This is a genomic window from Pseudomonas sp. B16(2017) (genome assembly GCF_002113205.1).
GTDB lineage: Bacteria > Pseudomonadota > Gammaproteobacteria > Pseudomonadales > Pseudomonadaceae > Aquipseudomonas > Aquipseudomonas pharyngis.
Genome location: NZ_NEKA01000005.1, coordinates 1 through 13995, shown reverse-complemented (window position 1 = coordinate 13995; position 13995 = coordinate 1). Strand labels below are relative to the sequence as shown.

General features: G+C 61.5%; 13 protein-coding genes and 1 pseudogene. 7 read left to right on the top strand and 7 right to left on the bottom strand.

Going from position 1 to position 13995, the window contains the following annotated elements; all coding sequences use genetic code 11:
* Positions 1-34 precede the first annotated feature (34 nt).
* The gene (locus CAG25_RS09795) at positions 35-976 is read right to left on the bottom strand and encodes an ATP-binding protein (protein WP_085611273.1); all 942 of its coding nucleotides are present in this window, start codon (positions 974-976) and stop codon (positions 35-37) included.
* A gap of 508 nt (positions 977-1484) precedes the next feature.
* Here CAG25_RS09795 and CAG25_RS09790 point away from each other — a divergent pair.
* The 3 genes from CAG25_RS09790 (at position 1485) to CAG25_RS09780 (ending at position 4159) form a co-directional block, all read left to right on the top strand.
* The gene (locus CAG25_RS09790; RefSeq protein ID WP_011332370.1) at positions 1485-1853 is read left to right on the top strand and encodes a DUF6124 family protein; all 369 of its coding nucleotides are present in this window, start codon (positions 1485-1487) and stop codon (positions 1851-1853) included.
* Positions 1854-2069: 216 nt separating this feature from the next.
* The gene (gene rimJ, locus CAG25_RS09785; RefSeq protein WP_085611272.1) at positions 2070-2657 is read left to right on the top strand and encodes a ribosomal protein S5-alanine N-acetyltransferase; all 588 of its coding nucleotides are present in this window, start codon (positions 2070-2072) and stop codon (positions 2655-2657) included.
* 68 nt (positions 2658-2725) lie between these two features.
* Entirely contained in the window at positions 2726-4159 is a 1434-nt protein-coding gene (locus tag CAG25_RS09780) for a glycosyltransferase family 39 protein (RefSeq protein WP_085611271.1), read from the top strand.
* Between the two features lie 65 nt (positions 4160-4224).
* Here CAG25_RS09780 and CAG25_RS09775 read toward each other — a convergent pair whose 3' ends face one another.
* The gene (locus tag CAG25_RS09775) at positions 4225-5046 is read right to left on the bottom strand and encodes a phosphatase PAP2 family protein (protein ID WP_085611270.1); all 822 of its coding nucleotides are present in this window, start codon (positions 5044-5046) and stop codon (positions 4225-4227) included.
* On the bottom strand, positions 5043-5714 hold the full coding sequence (locus CAG25_RS09770; protein WP_085611269.1) for a histidine phosphatase family protein: 672 nt from the start codon (positions 5712-5714) through the stop codon (positions 5043-5045). The genes CAG25_RS09775 and CAG25_RS09770 overlap by 4 nt, the downstream gene beginning before the upstream one ends.
* Before the next feature lie 244 nt (positions 5715-5958).
* Between CAG25_RS09770 and CAG25_RS29100 the strand changes: the two are divergent.
* The 4 genes and pseudogenes from CAG25_RS29100 to CAG25_RS09755 all read left to right on the top strand — a co-directional run.
* Positions 5959-6972: pseudogene (locus CAG25_RS29100) on the top strand (methyl-accepting chemotaxis protein); the annotation flags it as partial.
* 42 nt (positions 6973-7014) lie between these two features.
* Positions 7015-7878 carry a methyl-accepting chemotaxis protein gene (locus CAG25_RS29095; protein ID WP_371857340.1) on the top strand — a complete coding sequence of 288 codons (864 nt, stop codon included), beginning with the start codon at positions 7015-7017 and terminating at the stop codon, positions 7876-7878.
* 466 nt (positions 7879-8344) lie between these two features.
* A complete protein-coding gene (locus CAG25_RS09760; protein WP_011332363.1) occupies positions 8345-8728 on the top strand; it encodes a DUF6124 family protein in 384 nt (127 codons plus the stop codon).
* 239 nt (positions 8729-8967) lie between these two features.
* Positions 8968-9996 carry an AraC family transcriptional regulator gene (locus CAG25_RS09755; protein ID WP_085611267.1) on the top strand — a complete coding sequence of 343 codons (1029 nt, stop codon included), beginning with the start codon at positions 8968-8970 and terminating at the stop codon, positions 9994-9996.
* Here the strand turns inward: CAG25_RS09755 and CAG25_RS09750 are convergent.
* The 4 genes from CAG25_RS09750 to CAG25_RS09735 all read right to left on the bottom strand — a co-directional run.
* Positions 9993-10361 carry a glyoxalase superfamily protein gene (locus tag CAG25_RS09750; protein ID WP_064593313.1) on the bottom strand — a complete coding sequence of 123 codons (369 nt, stop codon included), beginning with the start codon at positions 10359-10361 and terminating at the stop codon, positions 9993-9995. The genes CAG25_RS09755 and CAG25_RS09750 overlap by 4 nt on opposite strands.
* A gap of 117 nt (positions 10362-10478) precedes the next feature.
* Positions 10479-11936, bottom strand: coding sequence for a D-aminoacylase (locus CAG25_RS09745; protein ID WP_085611266.1), 1458 nt, complete (start codon positions 11934-11936; stop codon positions 10479-10481).
* A gap of 1 nt (position 11937) precedes the next feature.
* Positions 11938-12798, bottom strand: a complete 861-nt coding sequence (locus tag CAG25_RS09740) for a MurR/RpiR family transcriptional regulator (RefSeq protein WP_085611265.1) — start codon at positions 12796-12798, stop codon at positions 11938-11940.
* A 15-nt stretch (positions 12799-12813) separates the two neighbouring features.
* Positions 12814-13995 (bottom strand): gluconate:H+ symporter (locus CAG25_RS09735; RefSeq protein WP_085690982.1); only part of this gene is annotated, 1182 nt, incomplete at its 5' end.

Below are 13995 nucleotides of genomic sequence, written 5' to 3'. Positions count from 1 at the left end.
ATAGAAAGCCCATGAATCAGTCCTCTTGATGGCGTCAGTCGATACCCAGCATGGCCTTGGCCCGCTTGGCATCCTTGATGGCGTGGTTGGCGTGGGTGGCGACCTGCCGCTGGGCGGTCTGCACTTCGTCGATGGCCAGTTGAATGTGGCTCAGTTGCAGGGTGGCCGGGCTGCCCTGTTGTTCCGCGGCAAGCAGCGCCTTGGGCAACGCCAAGCGCATGCAAGTACGTATTTCGCGCCCTGACAGCCCTTCCGATTGCAAGGCCGCTTCGGTCAGCAGCAAGTCACGAGGCGAATCCAGCGGGATCTGCTCCACCAGAAAACGCGACCACAGTTGCTCGCGGGCGGCCAGGTCCGGAAGGCCGAACTCGATGTGGTAGCCGATCCGGCTGCGGAACGCTTCGTCGTAGTTGCCCGCGAAGTTGGTGGCGAACACCACGATGCCCTCGTACCGCTCAAGCTCGACCAGCAAGGTCGAGCGCATGGCGTTGACTTCGTTGTCGACCCCTTGAGTAACCGACGACAAGCGCTTGCCGAGTAGCGTATCGGCCTCATCGAAGAACAGCAGCGCACCGGTCTCCCTCGCCTGGGCGAAGGCGGCCTGGATATTGCGCGCTGTTTCGCCCATGAACTTGCTTTCCAGCTCGGCAATGCCCAGTGCCATGAACGGCAGGCCCAACTGGCCGGCCAGCGCCTCGGCGCACAGTGTCTTGCCTGTGCCCGGTGGGCCGTAAAAGTTGAGGATGGCGGTCATGCCCATGGGGTCGACCGCAGCGAAACCCCAGTCCTGGTAGATGGTGCGATGAAAACGCAGACGCGCCAGGCACTCGTCCAGTTGCAGGCGTGTCTTGGCCGACAGCACCAGGTCATTGTTCAGGGTGAAGCGCGTAGGCCTTATGGTGAAGCTTGGGTCGTTGCGAGCGGGGTCCAACACGCGAGGTGGCGCCGCGTTAGCGCCGGAAGCGTTATCGTGCATGGGGAAAACCTGCGGGAAATGGGCGCGGGAACATCATTGGGTGGCATCCATGCGTAGAAGAGGTAGGGCACAAAAAGCAGGGCGACGTACCCGTCTGAGTCTTCATCCAGAAGGCCCAAGGGTGGCATTTTGATTTCAAAATGCTATCGAGCCTACTAGGATCAAAAGACATTTTCCACCTCGACCAAAGTCACGAGCAGGCCTGCCCTTCTACCCTTTCGAAAATCTCAACCCCTCATTCCCCCTGCTCAGGCGTCAGGGTGGGCGGGGCGGTGGTCAGAATGTGTCGTAGCGGGGGGGGTTATGGGAACGTCACTTCAAGCACACGCTGACGTCGAGTGAACTTCGCTCCTGTCTGCAGGCGTCCTAGGAAATTTCCCGCAACCCGCGTCGACTTTCATGAACTGGTTCAAGATGCTTCCAAACGCTAGTCTTCGCGCTCCGCTGCAACCCGGCAGATGGTTTACCAAAGGGATTCGCCGGGAGCCTGAAACCATGGAGCCTCGTCATGAAAAAAGACACCCCAAGCCTGCCTGATCAAACACCGCCTCACGAGTCCGAATCGAAAGAACCCGCTGTGCTTGCCCAGCCTCAGGAATACGTGAGAAAGCCGCGTCGCACCCTGCCTTTCAACGAGATTTTTTCCGTGCGCACCGACGTGGACACGGCCACCCTGCTGACCCATGCCTGCGAAACGCTGGCGGCGCTCAACATGATGACGGCGAACATCGCCGATGATTTCACAGGCTCTCAGCGCAGCCGGTTGCTGGCGATCCGGCAGCTGTCGATCATGACCGAAATGCTGGTCAATCGGGCCGTGGAGAACCTTGATCCGGTGAATCTGGTGCCCCGTACGACGGCGCCTGTCGTGCACTGAAAACGACCGCTCGTCGGTGACGCAAGTCGTTCATCGACATGAACTTTTCTTCACCCCGGCGGCGGTGATGGCCGTGTACATTGGCCTCGCTCATTCAAGAAACTACGGTTCGCCCGCGCTCCTGCGGGCTTTTTTTCGCCCGCAATTTGGCGGCGATTTGTGTTTTCCTGCCTGCCGGGCAATTCTGGTGATCAATCCCGAGACCCGGAGCACCCGATGCCGCTGCTGACCCTGCCCTGTCAACGCCTCACGCTCGCGGTACTCGACCCGGATCAGGCGCCGCTGGAAAGCGCGTTCTACCAGCGCAACCTGCGCCACCTCGCGCCGTGGTCACCGATTCGCACCACCGACTATTTCTCCACCGAGCAGATCCGCCGGCGCCTTGAAATACAGGCCAGCGCCTTCGAAGCCGGGCTGGCGGTGCATATGGCGTTGCTGACCCCGGACGGCGAGCAGATGATCGGCGCCTGCAATTTCAGCGGGATCATTCGCGGTGCGTTTCAGGCGTGTTATCTGGGTTATCACATCGACGAGGCGCATCAGGGCAAGGGTTTGATGCAGGAAGCGCTGGAGGCGGCCATCGCCTATATGTTCGACACTCAGAACCTGCACCGGATCATGGCCAACTACATTCCCGGCAATGAACGCAGTGCCCGGTTGTTGGAGCGCCTTGGCTTTGAACGTGAAGGCTATGCCAAGGCGTACCTGAACATTGCCGGGCGCTGGCAGGATCATGTGCTGACGGCGCGGGTCAATCCGCGTTTCGAAACGTCGGAGCAACGCTGGTCGCGACCGCTGTCCTGACGTTCACAAATTATTAAGGAATGGCCGCGTAAGCTCGGGTTTCCGCTCACTTCCGGTTGCCTGAACCCATGTCGCGTGCCGCCTCTTCCCTGCTTCTGCTTGCCGCCCTGCTGTTCTTTTTCGCCCTCGGCAGCCATCAACTGCAAGGTTCCACCGAGGCCCGGGTTGCGGGCATTGCGATGGAAATGCACCTGGACAACGACTGGGTGACGCCGCGTCTGTTCGGCGAGCCCTTCCTGGAAAAACCGCCCCTGAGCCTGTGGCTGGACGCCGGCGCCCTGCGGGTTTTCGGTGCCTCGCCCTGGGCGGTGCGACTGGCGTCGGCGGTGGCCGGGTTGCTCAGCGTGATGCTGCTGTACGCCATGTTGCGCCGCTTCGAACGCCCGAAAACCATCGCCTGGACGGCGGGGATTCTGCTGGCGACCATGGCCAGTTACTGGAGCAACGTGCGCGGGGTCGGCGAGGATGCTCTGCTTGCCCTCGGCGTGACCATGGTGTTGCTGGCGTTTTTTCAGGCGCAGCGAGCATCGAGCCCGGGTAACTCGTTGCTGTTTGTAGTCGGGATCGCCATCGCCACGCTGAGCAAAGGCGTGCTCGGGCTGGCGATGCCGGGGGTGGTGATTTTCGCTTTTCTGTTGGCCGACAACCTGATGGACAAGCGCTTAAAGCTGACGGACTGGCTGCGTCCGGGTTTGCTGACCCTTGTCGGGCTAATCCCGCTGATGATCTGGCTCGCCGTGCTCTATCAGCGCGGCGGCGTCCAGGCCGTCAGCGAAGTGTTGCTGACCAACAGCGTCGGACGCTTCAGCGGATCGTTCGTCGAAGCCGGCCACTACGAGCCGTTTTACTACTACCTCGCCAAACTGCCGCAGGCGTTTCTGCCCTGGAACATTCTGGTGTATCTGGGGTTGTGGCATTTTCGCAAGGAGCTGAAGGCCAATCGTTACCTGCTGTTTTTCAGCCTGTGGATAATCGCGCAATTCATCCTGCTGACCCTGGCCTCAAGCAAACGCACGGTGTACCTGATGTCGATGACACCCGCAGCGGCAGTGATCGCGGCGGAATATGCAGGCGTGCTGTTCGAAAGGTTGAAGGATCACAGGAACGGTTTTGTCGGACGAATCGCCCGTCACCGCCAGACAGTGGCGGCGGGGATACTGGCGGTGGTCATCGCCAGCTACCTTGGCGCCGCGCAATGGGCACTGCCGAACGCCGATAAACACCTGTCGTTCCTGCCGCTGACCGAACACATTCAGGCCCTGCAGGCGAGCGGCAATCAGGTCGCACTGTTTCAAGCCAACGAACGGGTCGGCGGCGCCAGCGTGTTCTATACCCGGAGCGTCCTCAAGGGCCTGGACACCGATGCGCAGCTACGGGAATTTCTCAGTGCATCGCCCTCGCACATCGCCGTGATGTCGGGAGACAGCGAACCCGCCGCACCGCTGAAAGTCCACAAGACCATGATGGTCGGGCGCCAGGCGTATTACTTCGTCGGCTATTGAAACCACAACAGCACAAACAAAAAACCCGCCGGTGATGGCGGGTTTTTCATTTCAGCGGCGAGACCTTAGAGAGAAACCTCAGGCTGTGCGCCGAACACCTTCCGCTCTCGCTTACTCAACACCGGCAACTCCAGACGAGCCCGCCCGTAAAACGCCAGCGCCGTCAGCAAACACGCCAACCACACGAAGATCCCGGCCCAGAACGTGTGGGACATGTAGTGCCAGCCCTGTAGGACCCGCGTAGTGCCGTAGACAAAACCGAGCAGCAACGAGCCCCACAACAACGCGCTGGAGAAGCGCCACTGATAACGACGCGCCACGAAATACAGCGCCAGCATGGTGAAGCCACCGGAAGCATGGCCACCCGGCCAGCAACGCCCTTCACCCGCTTCGTGGAACAGCTGGAAATTGTTGTACCACTCGATGTGCGGCATCTTTCCGCCGTACAGCGTGGTCTCGATCGGGCAGTAGACGCTGGTGTGTGCCTTGAGGAAATGGATCACCCCGGTGCAGACCGCGAAAGCCACCACCACAAACAGAAAATCCCTACGATGATCGGCGGCAAAGCGCAGTACCGGTGCGACTTTGCAGCGCTCGAGAAACCCGCCCAAGCGCGGATGCTTCTGCGGTTTCAGCAGCGGCCAGACAAACGACAACACCGCGCCGATCAAGGCGATTTCCGCAGTCCAGTTCGGAATGATCCGCGCCCACTTGTGGGTCAGCTTTTCGAAGAAGTGGATCTTGTCGAGCGGGAACGTGTGGGTCAGCGGATCGAACAGCAGATTGCTGAAGGCGATGTCGATATTGGTCATGTCGAACATCAGAAAAACCACGGCTGCGCAGAGCAGCGGGATACCGAAGTTGTAAGCATAAAAGCGTGATTTCATCGGGTGGTCACCGTGCGCCAGTCGGAGGCTTCAATGAAGCCGAGCATCTGTGGGGCCGCCGGGCTGGCGGCGGAAACGAACAGCGATGCGCCGTACCCGAGGGTCGAGGCCGGCACCTTGAGGTCTTTTTCCAGCTGCGCCATGCATTCGCTGTGGGTCACCAGAATCAGGTTGCGTCCCGGGACCTTGTGCGCGAGCGCATCCTGCAACATCCGGCCCTTGCAACTGATCAGCCAGTCTTCGCCGGTCGCCGCCTTGTTGAACATGTAGCCGGCGGTCTGCACGGTGCGCATCATCGGGCTGTTGTAGACGTCGGCCTTGTCCAGGCCCAACTGCTCGAACTGCGCGCCGACGCTCACCGCGACACTGCGCGAGCGATCGGTGATGCCATCGTGGCCGCTCAGGCAAGCGGCTTTCGAGTGGTCGCAGCGCTCGACGTGGCGCACCAGCACGATGATGTCGCCTTTGTTCCAGCCCTCCTTCAGCGCCTGCGCCCCGGCCACATTGCCGTGGGCAAGGTCAGGCACCGCCGCCGGGGCCAGCAGCCAAAGGGTCAAAGGGATCACAAGCACCGAGGCCGCCAAGACCACCCAGGTGTTTCGAAAACGGGCCAGACCGCTCAGATCAATCGAGCGCTTGACGCCGAACAGACTCAGTCGCAATTCCACAAAAAGCCGCCATCACTTGTCATTCGATACGGCGAGGTTAGAGAGCACGGCGTGGGCAGCCAGTGAAACCCATGTGAAAAAAGTCTTGGAGGCGCTTGTTACAAATTCCGTAGGACAAAATCCTTTCAGCTCTCGGACTTGCGGCCGATACAGTCCTGCTTACACCCTTGCTGGCTCAAAAAAACAACAATCTTCCAGCCTGACCGACGATCAAGACGCACAACGTTTTTCTGGAGGATTTTTGATGAATAGCTGGTTCGGCAACATCAGCGTGAACCTGAAACTGGGGCTCGGATTCGGCCTCGTCCTAGCCCTGACCTGCATTCTGGCGCTCACTGGCTGGACCAGCCTGGGCGGCCTGATTGACCGCAGCAACTGGATGAGCGACATCACCCAGCTCAACGCTGGCCTGACCAAACTGCGCGTGGTGCGCCTGCAATACATGCTGACCAACGGCGACGAAACCGCCGCGCAGAACGTGCAGACCACCCTCGACGGTTTCGCCGCCCAACAGCAGAAGCTGATCAGCAGCTTCAAGAGCCCGGAAAACGTCAAACTGCTCAAGGAGCAGGCGGCGACCATCGCCGAATACCAGACGTCCCTGAACAAAATGCGTAACGCCTACCGCACCGGCAACACGGCGCGCGACTCGATGGCCACCAGTGCCGCGACGGCCTACGGCCTGATCGAAGCGCTGAGCAACCGCGTCCAGCAAATGCCGTTGAGCGATGAGCGTTTCGAGCAGTTCCAGGCCGTCACCGCCGCCAAGGAAGCCTTTATCCTGGCGCGCTACGAAGTGCGCGGCTACACCGCCACCGCCAACGCCGAGACCGAGCAGAAAGCCGTCGGCCAACTGGACGTGGCCATCGCCAGCCTCAAGCCACTGAACATGCATTTCGCCAGCACCCAACAGGACGCCCTGCGTCAGCTGGAAACCGCACTGACCAACTACCGCAGCGCCTTGCAGGCCTTCAAGAACGCCAACACCGATGCGGTGCAGGCGCGCAAGGAAATGACCGATCAGGGCACGACCATCGTGAGCCTGAGCGAGCAGCTGTATCAGATCCAGCTCGATCGCCGTGATGCAGAAAGCGCCCAGGCCCGCACCCTGCAACTGATCAGCACCCTGCTGGCGTTGCTGGTGGGCATCATCGCTGCCTTCATCATCACCCGTCAGATCACCCGTCCGCTGCAGGAAACCATGGCCGTGGTCGACCGCATCGCCAGCGGCGACCTGAGCCAGAACGTGATCGTCACCCGCCGCGACGAACTCGGCGTGTTGCAACAAGGCATCGCGCGCATGGGCGTGACCCTGCGCGACCTGATCAGCGGCATCCGCGACGGCGTGACCCAGATCGCCAGCGCCGCCGAAGAACTGTCGGCCGTGACCGAACAGACCAGCGCCGGCGTGAACAGCCAGAAGGTCGAGACCGATCAGGTGGCCACCGCCATGCACGAAATGACTGCCACCGTGCAGGAAGTCGCGCGCAACGCCGAAGAAGCCTCGCAAGCCGCAGCCGCCGCTGACGGCGAAGCCCGCGAAGGCGACAAGGTGGTAAACGAAGCCATCGCCCAGATCGAGCGTCTGGCCAGCGAAGTGGTGCGTTCCACCGAAGCCATGAGCGTGCTGCAACAGGAAAGCGACAAGATCGGCAGCGTCATGGACGTGATCAAGGCTGTGGCCGAACAGACCAACCTGCTGGCCCTCAACGCTGCCATCGAAGCGGCCCGTGCCGGTGAGGCCGGTCGCGGGTTTGCCGTGGTCGCCGATGAAGTCCGTGGCCTGGCCCAGCGCACGCAGAAATCCACCGAAGAAATCGAAGGCCTGGTGGCCGGTCTGCAGAACGGCACGCAGCAAGTGGCCGCCGTGATGAACAACAGCCGCGCCCTGACCGACAGCAGCGTCGCCCTGACCCGCAAGGCCGGCGACTCGCTGGAAAACATCACCCGCACGGTGTCGAACATCCAGTCGATGAACCAGCAGATCGCCGCAGCCGCCGAACAGCAGAGCGCCGTGGCCGAGGAAATCAGCCGCAGCATCATCAACGTCCGCGACGTGTCGGAACAGACGGCGGCGGCGAGTGATGAGACCGCCAAGTCCAGCGTTGAACTGGCGCGATTGGGTGGGCAGTTGCAGCAGATGGTGAGCCATTTCCGCGTGTAAACCCTGCACACGAAAGCCGATGTACAAAGAAGGGCAGCTGAAAAGCTGCCCTTCTTTTTTGCCCGGAAATTGCCAACTTCAGGAAGTGGATGACGCGTTCTGAAACGCAATTACACACGCTTGATCAGAGGTGTTTAAGGACACGCCGTGATACGTCCCGAAGCCCACAAAACCTTGCGCCGTTGCCTACGGCTACGCCAGAATCCGCCGGCTTGTGCGCCTTGGGCTGGCTGCGTAATTTGATTGCGTCACTGATTTCCAGTGATCGAACTTAGCGGTTCGGCATGCGTTCACGGTTGTACACGTCCGATCCAGTCAGGCATTCGCCTGCACTTGATGGTGGCTGTGCGCATGGCATCTTCGGATGCGCCGGGTTGTGATGCTTACCGGGCCGCTAACTTGCGCACAGCTGCCTCCCTTTTGCTCAGCGGCGAAATGGGCGCAGCCTCATCAGAGGTAAGCATCTATGTTCAAGGTAACGCCAAACCCACCGCTCACCGAACCCACAACCCTCCCGGATCCGGCATCCCCCTACGAATGCCCCGGTTCGAAACGCTTCAACGAAGCCGCCGAACGCGCCCTCGATTATCACCTGGGCCCACTCAGCGCCCACATCATGGCCGCGCCCTACAAACCCAACACCCTCTACCAGGCTCACCCCGAAGCCGACACCGAATCCCTGCTGGTGGACGCCAGCGAATCCCTCGGCTCCGCCACCGTCATGCTCAACAATCATGTGGCGCTGGTCGAGGGCAGCCACCGCAAGACCCTGCAAGGCATCGCCCAGATCGTGATGATCGCCGAACTGGCCGTTAACCGGGCACTGGACAAGGTTGTGCCGACGGATTGATGCGGGAGGTGGCGAGTGCGGTGCACTCGCCGCTTCTTCTTGATCGTTCAATGACAAAGCCCGCAGGACGCGGGCTTTGTCACAAAGACTTAAGGCTTGTCTCGCTCAAATTCTCCAAGGGTTGATCACCTCAACCCCCAACGTCGCGCAAGCGTCAGCCATTTACTTTATTCGCGGATTCAAATTACCTTTCAGAGCGCTCATCCGCCCACGGCGGCCTCGATCAAGAGGATTCAGTCATGCAATCGCTCGGCTTCACCTCCGTCCCACCGCTGCTCAAGTACCTGCGCCATGCCGAACATCTGGGCCTGGCCATCGAGCCTGCGTTGGCGGCGGCCGGGTTGCAGGCGCAGCAGTTGAGCGACAACAGCCTGCGCCTGCCGGGTGAAACCCATGAGCGGTTGCTCGATTACTTTTGCGAACACTCGGGCGATCCGCTGTTCGGCCTCAACGCGGCGAATTTCGTCCTGCCCAACTCGTGGAGCGTGCTGGGTTACATCACCATGAATTGCGCGACATTGGGCGATGCCATGAGCCGCATCATGCCGTTCGAAAAACTGGTGGGCGACATGGGCGTCAGCCGCGCCGAGGTTCACGACAGCCAAGTACACCTGATCTGGAGCTGCCGCTTTGAGCGCCCGCGGATTCGCCGACATCTGGTGGAAAACGTGCTTGGCTCCTGGCTGCAATACGCGCGCTGGATCGCCGATACCCGACTGTCGCCGGCCGCGGTGTGGCTGGAGCACTCGATCCCGGCGGACACGACGCTGGCGCAGTACGAACAGTTTTTCGAATGCCCGGTACTGTTCGATCAGGCGTATTCCGCGTTGATCGTGCCGTTGCCGTATTTGCAGTTGCCGTTGCGCCAGGCCGATGCACATTTGCTGCGCACGCTGGAAGAACACGCGCAGAGTTTGATGGCGACGCTGGAGGATGCTTCGCTGGAGCAGCGGGTGAAAAGCACCCTGCGCCAGTTGCTCAAGGAAGGCCTGCCGCGCAAGGAACAAGTGGCAGAACATCTCGCCGTGTCGGTACGCACGCTGCAACGCCAGTTGCATCAGGCCGGCACGTCGTATCAGCAGATTCTCGATGAACTGCGCCAGGAACTGGCCGAGCATTACCTGCTCAACAGCACCCTGCCGATTCAGGACATCGCCCAGTATCTGGGCTTCAGCGAATCACGCTCCTTTCACCGCGCCTTCAAGAGCCGACGCGGGATGCCGCCCGGTGAGTTTCGGCACATTCACCGGGTCTCGAACGACGGCTAGAGGCTGATCGCGTTGGTAAACACCAGACGATTGCCGAACGGATCGGCGATGGTCATGTCCTGGCTGCCCCACGGCATGGCCTGAATCTGTGGATGCGAAAACGTGTATTCCTTGGCCAGCAACTGCTGCTGAAACGCCTCCAGCTCATCGGTCTCGATCCGCAGGGCCGAACCCGGTGTCGCATCGCCGTGGTGTTCGGACAGATGCAGCACACACTCGCCGCGCGACACTTGCAGGTACAACGGGAAACCGGGTTCGAAACGATGCTGCCAGTCGATCTTGAAGCCGAGGAAGTCGACGTAGAACTCCACGGCTTTGGCTTCATCGAAAATCCGCAGGATCGGGGTGGTTTTGCCGAAGCTCATGGGTTGCTCCCTGACTGATTGGCCCCAGAGTGTAGCCGGGGTGGATGTCAGCAATTCGGCTTGGTGATGGCTTTCTTTAATTGCAATGTGCCATCACCGTGACGCAGTCAGCAAAATTCAATGAAAGCCGTCGCGCAGATCGCCCTGGCGCGCCAGGAAACGCCCTGGTCTTTGGCCATTGGCCTGACCGTCGCGGTAACTCAACACGCCATTGATCCACACGCCATCAATGCCTTGGGCGGCACGTTGCGGGTCGTTGAAATCCGCCACGTCGCGCACGGTCGCCGGGTCGAACAACACCAGGTCCGCCCAGTGGCCTTCACGAATCTCGCCCCTTTCCTTCAAGCCGAAACGCGCGGCCGACAGACCAGTCATCTTGTGCACAGCGGTGTGCAGCGGAAACAGCCCGACATCACGACTGAAATGTCCGAGCACCCGTGGGAAAGCCCCCCACAGACGCGGGTGCGGGAATGGGTCTTCCGGCAGGCCATCGGAGCCGACCATCGACAGCGGATGAGCGAGGATCCGGCGCACGTCGTTCTCGTCCATGCCGTAATACACCGCGCCCGCCGGTTGCAGGCGTTTGGCGGCGTCGAGCAACGACAGGTTCCATTCGGCGGCGATGTCCATCAGGTCGCGACCGCCCATATCCGGATGCGGCGTCGACCAAGTGATGGTGATGCGGTGAGCGTCGGTGACCTGCTTCAGATCCAGCGTCGAAGAACTCGCCGCATACGGGTAGCAATCGCAGCCGACCGGGTGGGTTTTCGCCGCCTCCTCCAGCGAGGCGAGCAACTGCGGACTACGGCCCCAGTTACCGGCGCCGGCACATTTGAGGTGGGAAATGATCACCGGCGACTGGGCGTGGCGGCCGATGCGGAAGGCCTCGTCCATCGCCTCCAGCACCGGTTCGAATTCACTGCGCAGGTGGGTGGTGTACACCGCGCCGAACGCATTCAATTCCTCGGTCAGTTGCATGACTTCATCGGTGGATGCCGAGAACGCGCTCGCATAGGCCAGACCTGTGGATAAACCAAGGGCGCCCGCCTCCAGGCTTTCACGCAACTGCTCGCGCATGGCGGTGATTTCAGCGTCAGTCGCGGTGCGAAACAGATCATCAAGATGATTGCTGCGCAGCGCCGTATGCCCGACCAGCGCCGCCACGTTCAGCGTGGTGTTGGCCGCTTCCACCGCTGCGCGGTAGTCGCTGAAACGCGGATAGACGAACGCTGCCGCCGAGCCGAGCAAGTTCATCGGATCCGGCGGATCGCCGCGCAAGCTGACCGGCGCCGCACTGATCCCGCAGTTGCCGACAATCACCGTGGTCACGCCCTGGCTGAGCTTGGGCAGCATCTGCGGCTGACGGATCACCACGGTGTCGTCGTGGGTGTGCACGTCGATGAAACCCGGCGCCAGCACACGGCCGGCGGCGTCGATTTCCTCGCTGGCGCGGGCATCGCCCAAGTCGCCGATCTGCGCGATGCGGCCGTCGAGGATCGCCACGTCGGCGGCGTAACCGGGGCTGTTGCTGCCGTCGATGACCAGGGCGTTGCGAATCAGGGTGTCGTACAGCATGTCAGTCTCCCAGCGGCAGGTGATCGTCGCCGCCACGGTATTCGTCGAGGGCGAGTTTGATCCGCCGCAGACGTTCTTGATTGTCTTCAGGATTGGCCAGTGCCAGCTCGGTGGCCAGCACGTCGATGGCCAGCAGCATGCCGTAGCGCGCCGCCGTCGGTTTGTAGATGAACGAGGTCTCGGCGCCTTGCAGCGGCAGGACGATGTCGGCCAGTTCCGCCAGCGGCGAGTCGGCGCGGGTGATGGCGAGAATCCGTGCGCCGTAGTTGCGCGCCAGCGCTACGGTCTCCAGCAACTCCGGGGTGATGCCGGTCAGCGAACAGACGATCACCACCTGCTCGGCGCTGAGGCTGGCGGCGGTGACACGCATCATCACCGCGTCGTGGCACACCGCAATCGGGTAGCCGAGGCGCACCAGCCGCACTTGCAACTCATCGCTGCACAGGGTCGAGCAACCGCCGATGCCAAAGGCGTGGATCATCCGCGCCTGGCCCAGCAGTTTCACCGCATCGGCGAAGCGCGATTCGTCGAACGCCGCCAGATGCTGGCGCAGTGTGGTTTCGATATCGCCGACGATCTGCCCGTAAAACGCCGACTGCTCGGGCGTGCCCGCCGGGTCGAGGAAACGGCTGCCAACGCCGCTGGCCTGGGCCAGTTGCAGGCGCAGGTCGCGCAGGTCGCGACAACCGACGGTGCGGGCGAAGCGCGACAGCGTGGCGGTGCTGACTTCGGCCCGCAGCGCCAGGTCTTCGAGGCTGGCGGAGGCGGCAAATCCTACGTCGTCGAGCATCAGACGGGCGATGCGTCCTTCACCGGCGCTGAAGGAATCCTGACGGGCGCGGATCTGATAAAGGATGTCCATGGCGGATAACTCCGACTACAGCAGGTAAGAAAGACCGACGGTCAGGGCGAAAGCGACAATCGAGATCAGGGTTTCCAGCACCGTCCAGGTCTTGAACGTCTGGGCCACGGTCATGTTGAAGTATTCCTTGATCAACCAGAAGCCGCCGTCGTTGACGTGGGAAAAGATAACCGAGCCCGCGCCGGTCGCCAGCACCAGCAGTTCCGGGTGTGGATAACCCAGACCGATGGCCACTGGCGCCACCACGCCGGAAGCCGTGGTCATCGCGACCGTGGCCGAACCGGTGGCGATGCGCATCAACGCGGCGAACAGCCAACCCATGATCAGCGGCGACAGGTGAAATTCGTGGGCCAGGCCGACGATCTGATCGGTGACGCCGGCGTCCACCAGAATCCGGTTCAGACCGCCACCGGCGCCCACCAGCAAGGTGATGCTGGCGGTCGGTGCCAGGCATTCGTTGGTGAATTTGAGGATCGATTCGCGGTTGAAACCCTGGGCAATGCCGAGGGTCCAGAAACTTAACAGCGTCGCCAGCAACAGCGCGATCACCGAGTTGCCGATGAACAACAGGAACTGATTGAAAGCGCTGCCCGGGGTGGAAATCAGGTTGGCCCAGCCGCCGATCAGCATCAGCACCACCGGCAACAGAATGGTCGCCATGGTGATGCCGAAACCCGGCAGGCTGTCGCGGGGTTCGCGTTCGAGAAATTGTTTTTCCAGCGGGTTATCCGCCGGCAACTGAATGCGCGGCACGATGAATTTGGCGTACAGGGGGCCGGCAATGATCGCCGTCGGAATGCCGATGGCAATTGCGTACAGCAAGGTCTGCCCGACCGACGCCTGATAGGCCTGCACCGCCAGCATCGCCGCCGGGTGCGGCGGCACCAGCGCATGCACCACCGACAGCCCGGCGACCATCGGCAGACCAACCATCAGAATCGACACGCCCACCCGCCGCGCCACGGTAAAGGCAATCGGCACCAGCAACACGAAACCGACTTCGAAAAACAGCGGCAGCCCCACCAGAAATGCAATGCACACCATCGCCCAGTGCGCGTTCTTCTCGCCAAAGCGCTCGATCAACGTGCGCGCCATCTGCTCGGCCCCGCCGGACTCGGCCATCATCTTGCCGAGCATCGTCCCCAGCGCCACCACCAGCGCAATGTGCCCCAGCGTCTTGCCCACCCCGGCCTCATA